This is a genomic window from Homoserinimonas sedimenticola (assembly GCF_026094475.1).
Lineage (GTDB): Bacteria > Actinomycetota > Actinomycetes > Actinomycetales > Microbacteriaceae > Homoserinimonas > Homoserinimonas sedimenticola.
Window position 1 is genome coordinate 2,063,372 of record NZ_JAPELL010000001.1, and the last position, 13,103, is coordinate 2,076,474.

Here is a 13,103-nt window from a genome sequence, read left to right on the forward strand (position 1 = left end):
ATAGTCGATCAATGAAGAAGACAGTGAACATTCAGGAAGAGCTCCAGCGGGTTTCGGTAGAGCTCTTTTCGACCCAGGGCTACGCGAAGACGAGCGTGCAGCAGATCGTGGATGCCGCCGGGGTCACCAAGGGCGCGCTCTACCACTACTTCTCGTCGAAGGACGACCTCCTCTTCGACATCTACGACCGTCTGCTCTCGCTCCAGCGTGAGCATCTCGAGGAGATCGTCGCCCGCGGTCTCGACCCGCTCGAGACAATGCGCCTCATCTGTGAGGACGTCATCGTCACGTCGAGCGATTGGATCCGTGAGGGCGCTGTCTTCTTCCGTTCGCAGCACATGCTCTCGGAGGAGCGGCAGCGCGAGGTCAAGCGCCGGCGTCGCGAGTACAACGATGTCTTCGCCTCCGCCCTCGCGCGGGGGCAGCAGGCGGGCGTCTTCCGCACCGACATCCCCGCAATCGTGCTGACGGCGAACTTCTTCGCGAACCCCCACTATCTGTCCCACTGGTACTCCCCAGATGGTGACCTCACGCGGCAGGAGCTCGCACGCCAGCTGACGGAGCTCTACATCACATCGCTGCGTACGCCGGAGGTGAAGGCATGAGGGCGTGGCAGGTGACGGCCCACGGAGAGCCGCGTGACGTCATGAAGGTCGTCGAGATCGACGAGCCCGCGCCCGGTGCGGGAGAGGTCGCGCTTCGCACGCGCGCCGTCGCGATCAACTTCCCGGACGTGCTTCTCTCGCGCGGCGAGTATCAGGTCAAGCCCGAGCTGCCGTTCAGCCCCGGTATCGAGGTCTGCGGCGAGGTTGTCGCCCTCGGCGAGGGGGTCGAGGGCTTCGCGGTGGGCGATCGCGTCATCTCCTCACACATCGGGGTCATGGCCGAGACGGTCGTCGTGCCCGCTGCCTCGACGTTCCCGGCTCCCGAAGGGCTGACGGATGCCGAGGCATCCGCTCTCATCATCGGTCACCAGACAGGGTGGTTCGGCCTTCACCGTCGCGGCCAACTGCAGGCGGGTGAGACGCTCCTGGTGCACGCGGCAGCTGGCGGCGTCGGCACGGCCGCCGTGCAGCTCGGCAAGGCGGCAGGCGCGACGGTCATCGGTGTCGTCGGGAGCGAGGCGAAGCGGCAGGTGGCCCTCGACGCGGGTGCGGACGTCGTCGTGAATCGTCGCGACGAGGACTTCGTCGCGGTCGTGAACGAGCACACGGGCGGTCGCGGTGCCGACGTCATCTACGACCCGGTGGGCGGCGAGACCTTCCAACGCTCCACCAAGTGCATCGCCTTCGAGGGGCGCATCATCGTGGTCGGCTTCGCCGGCGGGGAGATCCAGTCGGCCAAGGCGAATCACGCGCTCGTCAAGAACTACAGCGTCGTCGGCCTCCACTGGGGCCTGTACCAGAGCAAGGCGCCCGAACTTGTTCCGCTCGCCCACCAAGAACTCACGCGACTCGCCAACGAGGGCGCCATCCGGCCCCTTGTGAGCGAGGTCGTCCCTTTCGCTGACGCCGCGGACGCCGTCCAGCGTCTCGGCGACGGCAGCACGGTCGGCCGTCTTGTGGTCGACTTCAGCACCTCCTGACATCAGCCCCGCCCGAAGGCACCACCAAAGCAATACCGCCCGACAGCAGCACCCCGATCACAGTCCCACCCGAACCCGAACCCGAACCCGAACCCAAGCACAGCATCACGAAGGAGTGGTCACATGACACCCCATGACACCGGCCCGGCAGGCGCACCGCCGAGGCTCGCCCTGCGCGACATCACGGTGAGGTTCGGGGGACTCACCGCGCTCGAGTCCGTCTCCGTCACGGTTCCCGCGGGGTCCGTCGTCGGCATCATGGGCCCCAACGGCGCGGGCAAGACGACGCTCTTCAATGTCGTCTGCGGCGTCTACAAGCCCACCTCCGGCAGCGTCGAGATCGACGGCCGGGCGGTGCGACCCCGCACTCACAACCTCACGGGGCTCGGCATCTCCCGCAGCCTGCAGGGCCTCGGACTCTTCGGCGGGCAGAGCGTGCTCGACAACGTCGTCGCAGGACTCCAGGTCGAGACGAAGCACAGCTTCTTCGAGGAGCTTCTGGCCCTGCCGCGCGCGACCCGCAGCGAGCGGGAGAAGAAGGAACGTGCGATGGCGACGCTCGCCTCGCTCGGCATCGACGCCTACGCGGCCGCACTCCCTGACACCCTTCCCTACGCGATCCGCAAGAAGGTCTCGATCGCCCGTGCCCTCGTGAGCAAGCCCTCGCTGCTGCTCCTCGACGAGCCTGCAGGCGGGCTGGGCCACGAGGAGATCGAGGAGCTCGCCACCCTGATCCGTTCGATTCCTGGCAATGGATGCTCGGTCGTGCTCGTCGAGCACCACGTCGACCTTGTCATGTCGGTCTGCGACAGCATCGCGGTGCTCGACTTCGGCAAGCTCATCGCACAGGGCACCCCAGCCGAAGTGAGCGCCAACCCCGCCGTCACCGAGGCATATCTGGGGGTGGATGCCGCGTGAGCGACCTTCTCACTCTCTCGGGCGTCCACGCCGGCTACGGCCCCGTCACGGTGCTCCACGACGTGGACCTCACCGTGCCCGACCGCAGCATCACGGCGGTCGTCGGGGCGAACGGCGCGGGCAAGACGACCCTTCTGCGCACGATCATGGGCCAGGTGCGGCCGACGGCGGGGAGCATCCGCATCGGCGGCATCGACCTCACGACCGTGAAGGTCGAAGACATGGTGCGCAACGGTCTCGCCCTCGTTCCGGAGGGCCGCGGCGTGATCACTGAGCTCACCGTCGACGAGAACCTGCGTCTGGGCGGGCTCTGGCGCCGCGACACCGCCGAGGCATCCCGCACGCTCTCCGAGGTCTACGAGCTCTTCGAGCCCCTGCAGAATCGCCGCAAGTCGGCGGGCCACCAGCTCTCGGGCGGCGAACGCCAGATGCTCGCTATCGGTCGTGCGCTCATGGCCAAGCCGAAGCTGCTCCTCCTCGACGAACCGTCGCTCGGGCTGGCTCCGCGCATCACGGCGCAGATCCTGCAGCTACTCGGCAGGCTCCGCGACGAGAGGGGCCTCACCGTGCTGCTCATCGAGCAGAACGTGCGCAGCGCCCTTGGTATCGCCGACCACGGGGTCGTCCTGAACCTCGGTCGGGTCGTCGCCGCCCGCCCTGCCGCGGAACTCGCCGCGGACACCGACCTCCGACACACCTACCTGGGGTTCTGATGGAACTGGAACGCTTCATATTCCTCACGGTCGACGGGCTCGCCCGTGGTGCTGTGTACGCGGCATTCGCCCTGTCGCTCGTGCTCATCTGGCGTGCCGCGCGCATCGTCAACTTCTCGCAGGGTGCCATCGCGATGGCGGCGACGTATATCGCCTTCGTCGTGACATCCATGACCGGCAACTACTGGCTCGGTCTCGTGGCCGCCCTTCTGGGGGGAGCGGCCATCGGCCTGATCGTAGAACGTGGTGTCATGCGCTTCGTGAGCCCCGTGAACCCGTTGAACTCGGTGATCGCGGCGCTCGGTGTGCTCCTCGTGATCCAGGCTGTCGTGGGCATGCTCTTCGGCAACGGCTACTACCCCATGGCGGTTCCCTTCAGCCAGGAGCCGCTGCCGTGGCTGGCGGGGCTCTCGATCTCCGCATATGACCTCTTCGTCTTCGTGTGCGTCGCCTTCGTCGTGCTCGGCCTCGCGGTGCTCTTCGGCAAGACCAACGTGGGACTCCGGATGCGCGCGGCGGCGTTCTCGCCGGAACTCGCGCGGCTTCTCGGGGTGCGTTCGACGCGCATGATCACGCTCGGCTGGATGCTCGCCTCCGCCATCAGCGGACTCGCGGCCCTCCTCGTGATTCCCACGGAGCTCGGCCTCAACCCGCACGCGACCGATCTTGTCTTCGTATATGCGTTCACGATCGCGGTCGTCGGCGGTCTCGACTCGGCCCCCGGCGCCGTCATCGGCGGTCTCGTCGTGGGCGTGCTCCTCAGCTGGGTGAGCGGCTACCTCGGCGCGACGCTGTCGCCGGTCGCCGTTCTCGTCCTGCTGCTGGCCGTGCTGCTGATCAAGCCCGGCGGAATCTTCTCAGTCACGAAGGAGCGCACGGCATGACCGGAATCATGAGCAGTCGCACCACCGTCATCATCGGCGTCGTCGGCCTCATCGCCGTCATCGGGCTCACCTTCGTGCTCGAGCCGTTCCGTAACTACCAGCTTGCGACCATCGCCGCCTACCTGTGCGCCGTCGCGGGCCTCACGATGCTCACGGGCGTCAACGGGCAGCTCTCCCTCGGGCACGCTGCGCTCATGGCGTGCGGCGCCTACTGCTACGCGTTCACGGCCAACGGGCTCGCGGAACAGGAGATCGAGGGGCCCGTGCTCCTCATCGTCCCGATCATCGCCGCTGTCGTGGGCGCCACCGTGTTGGGTCTCGTCATCGGCCTCGCGGCAGCACGTCTTCACGGGCCCTATCTCGCCGGTGTGACCCTGGCCTTCGTCATTGCCCTTCCCGCCGTGACGAGTCGCTTCTCCGACGTCTTCGGGGGCGACCAGGGGCTCTGGATCACGGTCGAGCGCCGGCCCGAGTTCCTCGCGGGGCGCGGGGGCACCGAGATGTTCCAGGCCTGGGTCGCGATCGCCTGCGCCGCCGTCGTCGTGGTGCTGCTGCGCAACCTCATGCGGAGCAACTTTGGGCGCCAGATGCGAGCCGTTCGTGACAACGAGGTTGCCGCGGCGCTCGCGGGCATCAACGTGGCGCGCACCAAGGTCATCGCCTTCACCGTGAGTTCCGCCGCCGCCGGTATCGGCGGCGCGGTCATGGCATTCATGACCCAGAGCGCGAGCCCTGGCGCCTTCAACCTCTTCATCTCGCTCTTCCTGCTGATGGCGGCGGTCATCGGCGGGATCGGCACCCTGTATGGCGCACTCTGGGGGTCCATCCTCCTGGTCGTCCTGCCGGATGTCATCGGCTCTATCACCAGGGGCCTCTCCCTGTCGCCCGAGGTCGCACAGCGTCTCGACGGCAACCTCGCGGTCGGTCTCTTCGGCGCCGTCATGGTGCTCGTCGTGATCGTCGCACCCTTCGGCATCCAGGGCCTCGTTCGCAAGGCGGGGCACCAGATCAGGTCGAGGGGAAGCCTGCAATCAGCTCCACACCCGAAATAACCCAGCACCACTAACCACCACAGAAAGGTCAACGATGACTCTCAGAAGGAATCGCGCGCTCGCGATCGTGGGTGCAGCATCCGTGTTCGCACTCGCGGCGTGCTCGACGAACGGCGGCGGCGGCGCCGCCGAAGACGTGCCGGGAGTGACGGAAGACACCGTCACGATCGGCACCCACCAGCCCCTCACCGGGCCGGCTGCCGCCGGCTTCGCCTCCATCTCGGCGGCGACCTCGGCCTACTTCGACTACATCAACGACAACGGCGGCATCAACGGTCGCCAGATCGAGTTCATCGTCAAGGACGATGGCTACAACCCCGCCAACACCCAGACGGTCGTGCGCGAGCTCGTGCTCGAGGACGACGTCTTCGCGATCCTCGGCGGCCTCGGCACGCCGACCCACAGCGCCGTGCTCGACTTCCTCAACGAGAACGAGGTCCCCGACCTCTTCGTCTCGGGTGGATCGCCCACGTGGGACCAGCCGGAGGAGTACCCGTGGACCTTCGGGTACAACTCGGAGTACACGAGTGAGGCGGCGATCCTCGCCAACTACGCGCAGGAGGAATTCCCCGACGGCACCTACTGCATGTTCGGCCAGGACGACGACTTCGGTGACGACTTCGAGGCGGGCCTGCTCGAGATCCTCGGCGATGACGGACTTGCCGCGAGCGAGCGCTACTCGGTCGCGAACCAGGATGTCACCGCTCAGATCAGCGCGCTGAAGGCCGCCGGCTGCGACGTCGTGTTCCTCGCGAGCATCAACGGCTTCACGGCGCTCGCCGTGGGCACGGCCGCTCAGCTCGGACTCTTCCCACAGTGGATGTCCTCCTCCTCGGGTGGCGACTACGGCACTCTCGAGACGGACTACCTGCAGGAGAACGCGCCGCTGCTGCTCGAGAACTTCATCAGCACCTTCTACCTCTCGCTCGAGACGAACGAGAACGACCCCTGGGTCGAGCACTTCCAGATGGTGCAGGACGAGTACAACGGCGGCGGCGAGCTCGGCGGCAACGAGATCTTCGGCATGAACATGGCCTACATGTTCGCCGAGGCGCTCGCGGCGGCAGGTGAGAACCCCACGCGCGAGTCGCTCGTCGAGGCGGTTGAGTCGGGTGCCGTCGACGGCACCGGCATCGTGCCGCTCGGCTACTCGCCCGAGGACCACACCGGAAACCTCGGCGTGCGCCTGAGCCAGGTCAAGAGCGGCGTGCAGGCCTACTTCGGTGACACCTACATCTACCAGGATGGCGAGGTGTCGGTCTACGACGGTGGCGCCGTCCCGTTCGAGAACGAGGGCATCCCCACGGCGGAGTAGCACTCAGCAGACAGTAACCGGAGGGGCCGTCGCGGCGACGCGGCGGCCCTTCTGCCTGCCGCGAGCAGGCGTGGGGCGGGCAGTGACAGGGCGTCGCGAGCCTATTCGCTTGCGGAACGCGCGGCGTGCACGAAGCGGCGGATGAGCTCGCTCGACTTCTGACCCGGCGCCGTCTCGATGCCGCTCGACACGTCGACGCCCCAGGGGGATGCCGCGGCGATCGCCCCGGCGACCGTGTCGGGTGTGAGGCCGCCCGCGAGCAACCAGCGGCCCCTGACATCCGCCAGTTCGAGTTCTGACATGGCCGCGTAGTCCCACGACTCGCCCGAGCCCGGCTTGGGAGCGTCGACGAGGAGCATGTTCTCACCGAAGTTCTCCTCAAGCGTCTCGTCGTCGAACGAGACGGCGCGGATGAGCTTGCGCCCAATGCCCGTGAGCTTCGCAATCTCTGCGCGGCTGCGGTGCCCGTGCACCTGCACGGCGGCGACTCCGGATGCTGCGGCCAAGCGTTCGATCTCAGCGACGGGCTCGTCGCGGAACACACCCACCGTGAGCACCCGCTCCTCCGCGGCGGCGACCAGGTCCTTCGCCATCTCCGGAGTGACAAAACGGGGACTCGCGGTCAGCACGAGCCCGATCGCATCCGCGCCCGCCTCGATCGCGTCGAAGACGTGGACGCGCTCGCTGAGGCCGCAGATCTTGACGAACATGGTCTCTACTCTCTCACCGCTCCATGAGAGGCGGTGACGACGAACATCTCGGGCTGGCCGAAACCGTGCTCGGCGAAGGCGCCGTCGATCGCGACCTGAAGGCGTGAGATCGCGTGCGTGGGCGCGAGGGCGATCGCGGCCCCGCCGAAACCGCCGCCCGTCATGCGGGCGCCGAGAGCCCCGTTCGCCCCCGCGGTCTCGACCGCGAGGTCGAGTTCCGGCACGGAGATCTCGAAGTCGTCGCGCATGGAGGCGTGCGAAGCATCCAGCAGCTCACCGATGGCCTCGGGCCCCTGCTCCCGGAGTGTGCGCACGGTGTCGAGCACGCGCTGGTTTTCGGTGACGACGTGGCGCACGCGGCGGAACGTCTCGTCATCGAGGAGCGTGCGCGCCCGCTCGAGGTCGTCGACCGTGAGGTCGCGCAGGGACTCGACTCCGAGCATCTGTGCCCCCTTCTCGCAGGATGCGCGGCGCGCGCCGTAGCCGCCCGTCGCGTGGGAGTGCGAGACGCCCGTGTCGATGATGAGGATGGCGAGCCCGGCCGCCTCGAGCCCCAGGTCGACGACCTGGCTGTCGAGGGTGCGGCAGTCGAGGAACACGGCGGCGTCGGTCTCGCCGAGGAGCGACGCGGACTGGTCCATGATGCCCGTGGGGGCGCCGACTGCCTCGTTCTCGGCGAGCTGGCCGACCCGCGCAAGGGTGCGCCGGTCGAGCCCCAGCCGCCACACGTCGTTGAGGGCGAGCGCGACAGCACTCTCGATCGCGGCGGAGGAGGAGAGGCCAGCGCCGACGGGCACGTCAGAGTCGATGAAGAGGTCGACGCCCGGCACGGCGGCGAGATCAGCGCCGTGCTGCGAGAGGGCCCACGCGACCCCGAGGGGGTAGGCGGCCCACCCCTCCAGCTCGCCGGGCACGAGCTGCGCGAGGGGAATCTCGGCGACCTCATCGGCGAAAGCGCTCGCGACGCGGAGCACGCGGTCCTCGCGCAGGCCGAGCGCGACGACCGTGCGGCGGTTGATCGCGAGGGGCAGCACAAACCCGAGGTTGTAGTCGGTGTGCTCGCCGATCAGGTTGACCCGTCCGGGGGCCGACCAGACACCGGATGCCTCGTGGCCGAAGGTCTCCGCGAAGCCGCGGCGTGCGTCGTCCCTGATGTCGCTCATGCGATCCCCTCGATGGTCTGCGAGCTCTCTTCGACGGACTCGGGGGACTGCGATGCCCGCGCCCGCGCGATTCCCTCCCGGACGAGTTCCGCGCTGCTCTCCGGCGGCACATCGCCGATCCACGCGCCCATGGCGGCCTCGGAGCCGGCCAGGAACTTGAGCCTGTCGGCCGCGCGGCGCGGCGAGGTGAGCTGCAGCGACATCCGAATCTCATCCCGCATCTCGTTCACAGGGGCCTGGTGCCACGCCGCAATGTAGGGGGTGGGGGTGTCGTAGACGGCGTCGATGCCCCGTAGTAGCTCGAGGTAGAGGTGGGAGAGCTCCTCGCGCTCGGCGTCGTTCGTGGCGGCGAAGTCGGGCACGTGGCGGTGCGGGAGCATGTGCACCTCGAGGGGCCAGCGGGCGGCGAAGGGCACGAAGGCGGTCCAGTGTTCGCCGCTCAGCAGCATGCGCTCGGAGGCGCGCTCGCGCTCCAACAGCCGCTCGAACATATCGGGCCCGAGCTCGCTCACGGACGCCATGAGTCGCTGGGTGCGCGGCGTGATGTAGGGGTAGGCGTAGATCTGGCCGTGCGGATGCGGCAGGGTCACGCCGATCTCCTGGCCGCGGTTCTCGAAGGGGAAAACCTGGCGAATGCCCGGCAGTGCGGAGAGCGCCGCCGTGCGGTCGGCCCACGCCTCGATCACGGTGCGGGCACGCGACGGCGTCTGGGTGCCGAAGGACCCCTCGTGCTCGGGGCTGAAGCAGACCACCTCGCAGCGGCCGTATGAGGGGGCGGTGCGTTCGAAGCCGAGCCCCGCGACATCCGCCTCGCCCAGTTCTGGACCAAAGGAGGGGGAGCGGTTCTCGAAGACGGCGACGTCGTAGTTGGAGGGGATCTCGCTCGGGTTCTCGGGGGTCGCGGGGGCAAGCGGGTCCTGGTGAGCGGGCGGCAGGAAGACGCGGTTCTGGCGGGCGGCCGCGACCGAGATCCAGTCGCCCGTGAGCACGTCCTGACGCATGGTCGCCGTCGGGGGGCGGGGGTCGAGCATGCGTGCGTCCACCGCGCGTTCTCCCGTGAGGGTGGTGTCGGCGTCGTCGAAATAGATGAGTTCTCGACCGTCGGCGAGGCTCGTAACGGTCTTTGTGATCGGAGCCATCGCACCCTTTTCGCTTTAGGCTGATTCCATGCGAGCGCCCACCGGAGAACAGTTCGAGCTACACCTGTCGCACGAGGGCCGCACCGCCCGGGCAATCATAACGGAGCTCGCGGCGTCGCTCCGTGTGCTCGAGATCGACAGTGTCGCGGTGACCCAGCCCTACCCGGAGGAGTCCCTGCCGCCCTTCGGCTGTGGCATCGTGCTCGCCCCTTGGCCCAACCGCGTGCGCAACGGCCGCTGGGAGCTCGATGGCACGACGCAGCAGCTGGATCTCACGGAGCCCGCCCGCAACAATGCGATCCACGGCCTGCTCCGCAACGCCCCCTACACGGTCGCCGAACGCACGGATACCGCGATCACTCTCGCCGCGCCGGTGTTCCCGCAGCACGGCTACCCGTTCCTGCTCGACACGACCGTGCGCTACGAGCTCCTGCCCGGCGGCCTTGCCGTGACCCACACGGCGACGAACCGGTCCACCGCGCCCGCCCCCGTCGCCTTCGGCGTGCACCCCTTCTTCCGCATCGGTGAGGTGCCCGTCGAGGAGCTCGTGCTCACGGTCGAGGCCGAAACACGGGTGGAGACGGATGACCGGCTCAACCCGATCGGTGTCGAAGCGGTTGACGGCACGCGCTTCGACCTGCGGGGCGGTCGCCCCGTCGGCGAACTCGAGCTCGACGACGCCTTCGGCGACCTCACCGCCCGCGACGGCCGGATCACGCACACGCTCGCCGCCCCTGGCGGGCGAGAGGTGCGCATCTGGCAGGAGGAGCAGTGGGGCTGGGTGCAGGTCTTCACGACGCGCGAGTTCCCGCAGGGCGAGGGCCGCGGTCTCGCCGTCGCGATCGAACCCATGACCGCCCCGCCCGACGCTCTCAACTCGGGGCAGGGCCTGCGCTGGCTCGACCCCGAGGAGACCTGGTCGGCGTCGTGGGGCGTCGAGTATGCCAGCTGAGGATACGAGCGGCACGCGGCATCCGTCACCCACGCGCGCGCAGGTGCGACGCTGGCGACGCTACCTTGCCGATGAGCGCGCGGAGGCCGCCGTCTACCGTGACCTGGCCGGGCGTCGCACGGGGGAGGAGCGGTCGATCCTGCTCGCACTGGCCGAGGCGGAAGCCCGCCACGAGCAGCACTGGCTCGACCTGCTTGGCGATGAGGTCGGCCCGTATCGCAGGGGAGCCCTCCGCACCCGTACCCTCGGGTGGCTCGCCCGGCGATTCGGCTCCGTCTTCGTGCTCGCTCTCGCACAGCAGGCGGAGGCGCGCTCTCCGTACGAGGCGGATGACGACGCCACGGCCGCGATGGCGGCGGACGAGCGCATCCACGGCGAGGTCGTCCGCGGGCTTGCGGCGAGGGGGCGAGCGCGGCTCTCGGGGTCCTTCCGCGCGGCCGTGTTCGGGGCCAACGACGGCCTCGTGAGCAATCTTGCCCTCGTCATGGGGATCGGGGCGACGGGGGTCGCGCCCGGGATCATCCTCGCGACAGGCATCGCCGGTCTCCTCGCGGGAGCCCTGTCGATGGCGGCGGGGGAGTACGTGTCGGTGCGCTCGCAGAGGGAGCTGCTCGCGGCATCCGACCCCGACCCGCACGCCGAGCAGGCGGTGCCCGACCTCGACGTTGACGCCAACGAGCTCGCCCTCGTCTACCGTGCCCGCGGCATGACGATCGAGGAGGCGGATGCTCGTGCCCGCCGTGTGCTCGCGAACCTGCGCAGCGATGCGACGGGTGAGGTGACGGTGCCGCGCTCATATGAGGAGGTCGGTTCCGCCGTCGGTGCTGCCCTCTCGAGCTTCTGCTTCTTCGCGTCGGGTGCACTCCTGCCCGTGCTGCCCTACCTCTTCGGGCTCAAGGGGGTCGTCGCGGTCGTTGCGGCGGCCGTGATCGTGGGTATTGCGCTCCTGCTGACGGGCGCCGTCGTGGGGGTGCTATCGGGCGGGCCGCCGCACTGGCGGGCCCTGCGTCAGCTCGCGATCGGTTTCGGGGCCGCCGCAGTGACCTACATGCTCGGGTTGCTCTTCGGCACGACGGTCGCGTGAGTCGCGCTACTCGCGCGCGTGGAACATGACATCCCACCAGTAGTGAAAGTTGTTCGCTGTGGCGGACTGACGGCCGAACTCCTCGAGAACCGGGGGGGAGGAGGCTGACCGTCGTCGCGGTCAGCGACGCCCCGCGCGCCGCCGAATCGCATGCTCGGCAACCGCGAGGTTCAGCACCCACGCCGTCGTCATGAGCACGGCCTTGGTCGTCGCATCGAGCTCACCGAGCACGAGGCTCGGCACGATCATGATGACGGCCTGCGTGCCCGCGGCGACTCCGATCGCGTATGCGCGGGTCATCCAGGCGCCGTGGGAGCTGAAGTTCCGCCGGGCGAGCGAACGAACTCCACGCAGGAGGGCCAGGAGCATCCCGAGCCCGAAGATCAGGCGCACGACCAGGAGAGCGTCGCCGTCACTTGCGGGAAGGTCGTAGGCGACCGTCATCCACAGGCCAGAAACGGCCGTGATGAGTCCCGCGGGAATCAGCACAAGCCCCGCAACGCGGTGCCACCGTCCGCGGCGAAGGCTCGCGCTGAACTGGAAGGCGCCGAGGAGGCTGTACAGGGTTGCGCCGATGATGTGACTGACGACGGGGACCGGGGAGTCGAAGAAGCGGGCATTGGCTGCGGTGACCTCCGCGCTGCCGGCGAGTTCGCCCACGCGCACGGAGCCCGCGAGTACGGGGATGAGGCTCAGCAGGATGAGCGCGGTCGGGAGCACCCACGCACGGCGCCCGGCCTGGCGCATCGGTTCTTTCTTCTGGGCGATCTGGGTGTTCATGGCATCCTTCTCTGCGCTGGTGTACGGCGTACGCCTTCGACGCTCGAACGCTAACGTGTACGCTGTACTCCTGTCAAGGCCCAGCGGAGGAGGACGATGGCACGCCCGGATGCCTCGGGTCCCCGAGCTCGGCTGAACCGCCCGAGCGTGCTCGCCGCCGCCGTCGCCCTCGCCGACGAGGTCGGGGTCGAGGGGCTCAGTATGCGGCGACTTGCGCAGGAGCTCGGAGTCGTGCCAATGGCCCTGTACAAGCACGTCCGCAACAAGGACGAACTGCTCGACGGCATGGTGGAGTTCCTGATCGGCGAGATCGGTGACGTTGGTGAGACGGAGGCGGCAGAGGATTGGAAGGGAAGGGCGCGCACGCGCGTGCTGGCCGCCCGAGAGGTGCTGATGCGGCATCCGTGGGCGCGCCGTCTCTTCGAGACCCGTTCGACCAAGACGGGTGCCGTGCTCGACTACATGAACTCCTTCGCGGGGATCCTGCTGAGCGGCGGTCTCTCTGCCGAACTGACCCACCACGCGATGCACGCGATCGGCGGACGGATGTGGGGATTCACGCAGGAGCTCTTCGAAGACGAACCGTCTACACCTCCCCAGGGGCCGGAAGCGGCCGCCATGATGCAGGAGATGGCGCAGCGGTTTCCCCACATCGCCGCCATCGCGTCGATGGAGCATGACGACTCCGTCGTGGGCCGAGGCTGCGACGACCAGTTCGAGTTCGAGTTCGCCCTCGACCTCATTCTCGATGGCATTGAGCGGCGACACCTCAGCGGCTGGCGGTCGACTCCTTAGGTCAGCAGCACAG

14 protein-coding genes are annotated in these 13,103 nt (G+C 68.4%); 10 read left to right on the forward strand and 4 right to left on the reverse strand.

Annotated elements, in window-relative coordinates; genetic code table 11:
* Nucleotides 1-11: 11 nt before the first annotated feature.
* The 7 genes from OH146_RS09865 to OH146_RS09895 all read left to right on the forward strand — a co-directional run bounded on the left by OH146_RS09865 (nucleotide 12) and on the right by OH146_RS09895 (nucleotide 6,467).
* Complete coding sequence (locus tag OH146_RS09865; protein WP_265159939.1) at nucleotides 12-605, forward strand: TetR/AcrR family transcriptional regulator; 594 nt, start codon at nucleotides 12-14, stop codon at nucleotides 603-605.
* Nucleotides 602-1,585, forward strand: coding sequence for an NADPH:quinone oxidoreductase family protein (locus tag OH146_RS09870; RefSeq protein WP_265159941.1), 984 nt, complete (start codon nucleotides 602-604; stop codon nucleotides 1,583-1,585). The genes OH146_RS09865 and OH146_RS09870 overlap by 4 nt, the downstream gene beginning before the upstream one ends.
* 123 nt (nucleotides 1,586-1,708) lie before the next feature.
* Nucleotides 1,709-2,503: an ABC transporter ATP-binding protein gene (locus OH146_RS09875; protein ID WP_265159943.1), complete on the forward strand. Its 795-nt coding sequence runs from the start codon at nucleotides 1,709-1,711 to the stop codon at nucleotides 2,501-2,503.
* The gene (locus OH146_RS09880; protein ID WP_265159946.1) at nucleotides 2,500-3,216 is read left to right on the forward strand and encodes an ABC transporter ATP-binding protein; all 717 of its coding nucleotides are present in this window, start codon (nucleotides 2,500-2,502) and stop codon (nucleotides 3,214-3,216) included. The genes OH146_RS09875 and OH146_RS09880 overlap by 4 nt, the downstream gene beginning before the upstream one ends.
* The gene (locus tag OH146_RS09885; RefSeq protein WP_265159950.1) at nucleotides 3,216-4,100 is read left to right on the forward strand and encodes a branched-chain amino acid ABC transporter permease; all 885 of its coding nucleotides are present in this window, start codon (nucleotides 3,216-3,218) and stop codon (nucleotides 4,098-4,100) included. The genes OH146_RS09880 and OH146_RS09885 overlap by 1 nt, the downstream gene beginning before the upstream one ends.
* Entirely contained in the window at nucleotides 4,097-5,152 is a 1,056-nt protein-coding gene (locus OH146_RS09890; protein ID WP_265159953.1) for a branched-chain amino acid ABC transporter permease, read from the forward strand. Before OH146_RS09885 ends, OH146_RS09890 begins: the two co-directional genes overlap by 4 nt.
* Nucleotides 5,153-5,186: 34 nt before the next feature.
* Entirely contained in the window at nucleotides 5,187-6,467 is a 1,281-nt protein-coding gene (locus tag OH146_RS09895; RefSeq protein ID WP_265159955.1) for an ABC transporter substrate-binding protein, read from the forward strand.
* Nucleotides 6,468-6,568: 101 nt separating this feature from the next.
* Here OH146_RS09895 and OH146_RS09900 read toward each other — a convergent pair whose 3' ends face one another.
* From OH146_RS09900 to galT, 3 genes are read right to left on the reverse strand one after another with little or no spacing between them, the layout of a single operon-like run.
* Complete coding sequence (locus OH146_RS09900) at nucleotides 6,569-7,177, reverse strand: phosphoribosylanthranilate isomerase (protein ID WP_265159958.1); 609 nt, start codon at nucleotides 7,175-7,177, stop codon at nucleotides 6,569-6,571.
* A 5-nt stretch (nucleotides 7,178-7,182) separates the two neighbouring features.
* Complete coding sequence (gene galK / locus OH146_RS09905) at nucleotides 7,183-8,340, reverse strand: galactokinase (protein ID WP_265159961.1); 1,158 nt, start codon at nucleotides 8,338-8,340, stop codon at nucleotides 7,183-7,185.
* Nucleotides 8,337-9,479, reverse strand: coding sequence for a galactose-1-phosphate uridylyltransferase (gene galT, locus OH146_RS09910; protein ID WP_265159965.1), 1,143 nt, complete (start codon nucleotides 9,477-9,479; stop codon nucleotides 8,337-8,339). The genes galK and galT overlap by 4 nt, the downstream gene beginning before the upstream one ends.
* Before the next feature lie 28 nt (nucleotides 9,480-9,507).
* On the opposite strand from galT, the gene OH146_RS09915 reads away from it, so the two are divergent.
* Both OH146_RS09915 and OH146_RS09920 read left to right on the forward strand, forming a co-directional pair.
* The gene (locus OH146_RS09915; protein WP_265159967.1) at nucleotides 9,508-10,431 is read left to right on the forward strand and encodes an aldose 1-epimerase family protein; all 924 of its coding nucleotides are present in this window, start codon (nucleotides 9,508-9,510) and stop codon (nucleotides 10,429-10,431) included.
* Nucleotides 10,421-11,515, forward strand: a complete 1,095-nt coding sequence (locus OH146_RS09920; RefSeq protein WP_265159969.1) for a VIT1/CCC1 transporter family protein — start codon at nucleotides 10,421-10,423, stop codon at nucleotides 11,513-11,515. Before OH146_RS09915 ends, OH146_RS09920 begins: the two co-directional genes overlap by 11 nt.
* A gap of 120 nt (nucleotides 11,516-11,635) precedes the next feature.
* On the opposite strand, the gene OH146_RS09925 is transcribed toward OH146_RS09920, so the two are convergent.
* Nucleotides 11,636-12,295, reverse strand: a complete 660-nt coding sequence (locus tag OH146_RS09925) for a DUF2306 domain-containing protein (protein WP_265159973.1) — start codon at nucleotides 12,293-12,295, stop codon at nucleotides 11,636-11,638.
* A gap of 96 nt (nucleotides 12,296-12,391) precedes the next feature.
* On the opposite strand from OH146_RS09925, the gene OH146_RS09930 reads away from it, so the two are divergent.
* A complete protein-coding gene (locus OH146_RS09930; RefSeq protein WP_265159975.1) occupies nucleotides 12,392-13,090 on the forward strand; it encodes a TetR/AcrR family transcriptional regulator C-terminal domain-containing protein in 699 nt (232 codons plus the stop codon).
* The last annotated feature ends 13 nt before the right edge of the window (nucleotides 13,091-13,103 follow it).

What these genes read in the sequence shown, in the direction of transcription:
- OH146_RS09930 (WP_265159975.1), top strand. Translation starts at nt 12,392, where the DNA reads ATGGCACGCCCGGATGCCTCGGGTCCCCGAGCTCGGCTGAACCGCCCG.
- OH146_RS09915 (WP_265159967.1), top strand. Translation starts at nt 9,508, where the DNA reads ATGCGAGCGCCCACCGGAGAACAGTTCGAGCTACACCTGTCGCACGAG.
- OH146_RS09895 (WP_265159955.1), top strand. Translation starts at nt 5,187, where the DNA reads ATGACTCTCAGAAGGAATCGCGCGCTCGCGATCGTGGGTGCAGCATCC.
- OH146_RS09925 (WP_265159973.1), bottom strand. Translation starts at nt 12,295, where the DNA reads ATGAACACCCAGATCGCCCAGAAGAAAGAACCGATGCGCCAGGCCGGG.
- galK (WP_265159961.1), bottom strand. Translation starts at nt 8,340, where the DNA reads ATGAGCGACATCAGGGACGACGCACGCCGCGGCTTCGCGGAGACCTTC.
- OH146_RS09885 (WP_265159950.1), top strand. Translation starts at nt 3,216, where the DNA reads ATGGAACTGGAACGCTTCATATTCCTCACGGTCGACGGGCTCGCCCGT.
- OH146_RS09875 (WP_265159943.1), top strand. Translation starts at nt 1,709, where the DNA reads ATGACACCCCATGACACCGGCCCGGCAGGCGCACCGCCGAGGCTCGCC.
- OH146_RS09920 (WP_265159969.1), top strand. Translation starts at nt 10,421, where the DNA reads ATGCCAGCTGAGGATACGAGCGGCACGCGGCATCCGTCACCCACGCGC.
- OH146_RS09870 (WP_265159941.1), top strand. Translation starts at nt 602, where the DNA reads ATGAGGGCGTGGCAGGTGACGGCCCACGGAGAGCCGCGTGACGTCATG.
- galT (WP_265159965.1), bottom strand. Translation starts at nt 9,479, where the DNA reads ATGGCTCCGATCACAAAGACCGTTACGAGCCTCGCCGACGGTCGAGAA.
- OH146_RS09865 (WP_265159939.1), top strand. Translation starts at nt 12, where the DNA reads ATGAAGAAGACAGTGAACATTCAGGAAGAGCTCCAGCGGGTTTCGGTA.
- OH146_RS09890 (WP_265159953.1), top strand. Translation starts at nt 4,097, where the DNA reads ATGACCGGAATCATGAGCAGTCGCACCACCGTCATCATCGGCGTCGTC.
- OH146_RS09900 (WP_265159958.1), bottom strand. Translation starts at nt 7,177, where the DNA reads ATGTTCGTCAAGATCTGCGGCCTCAGCGAGCGCGTCCACGTCTTCGAC.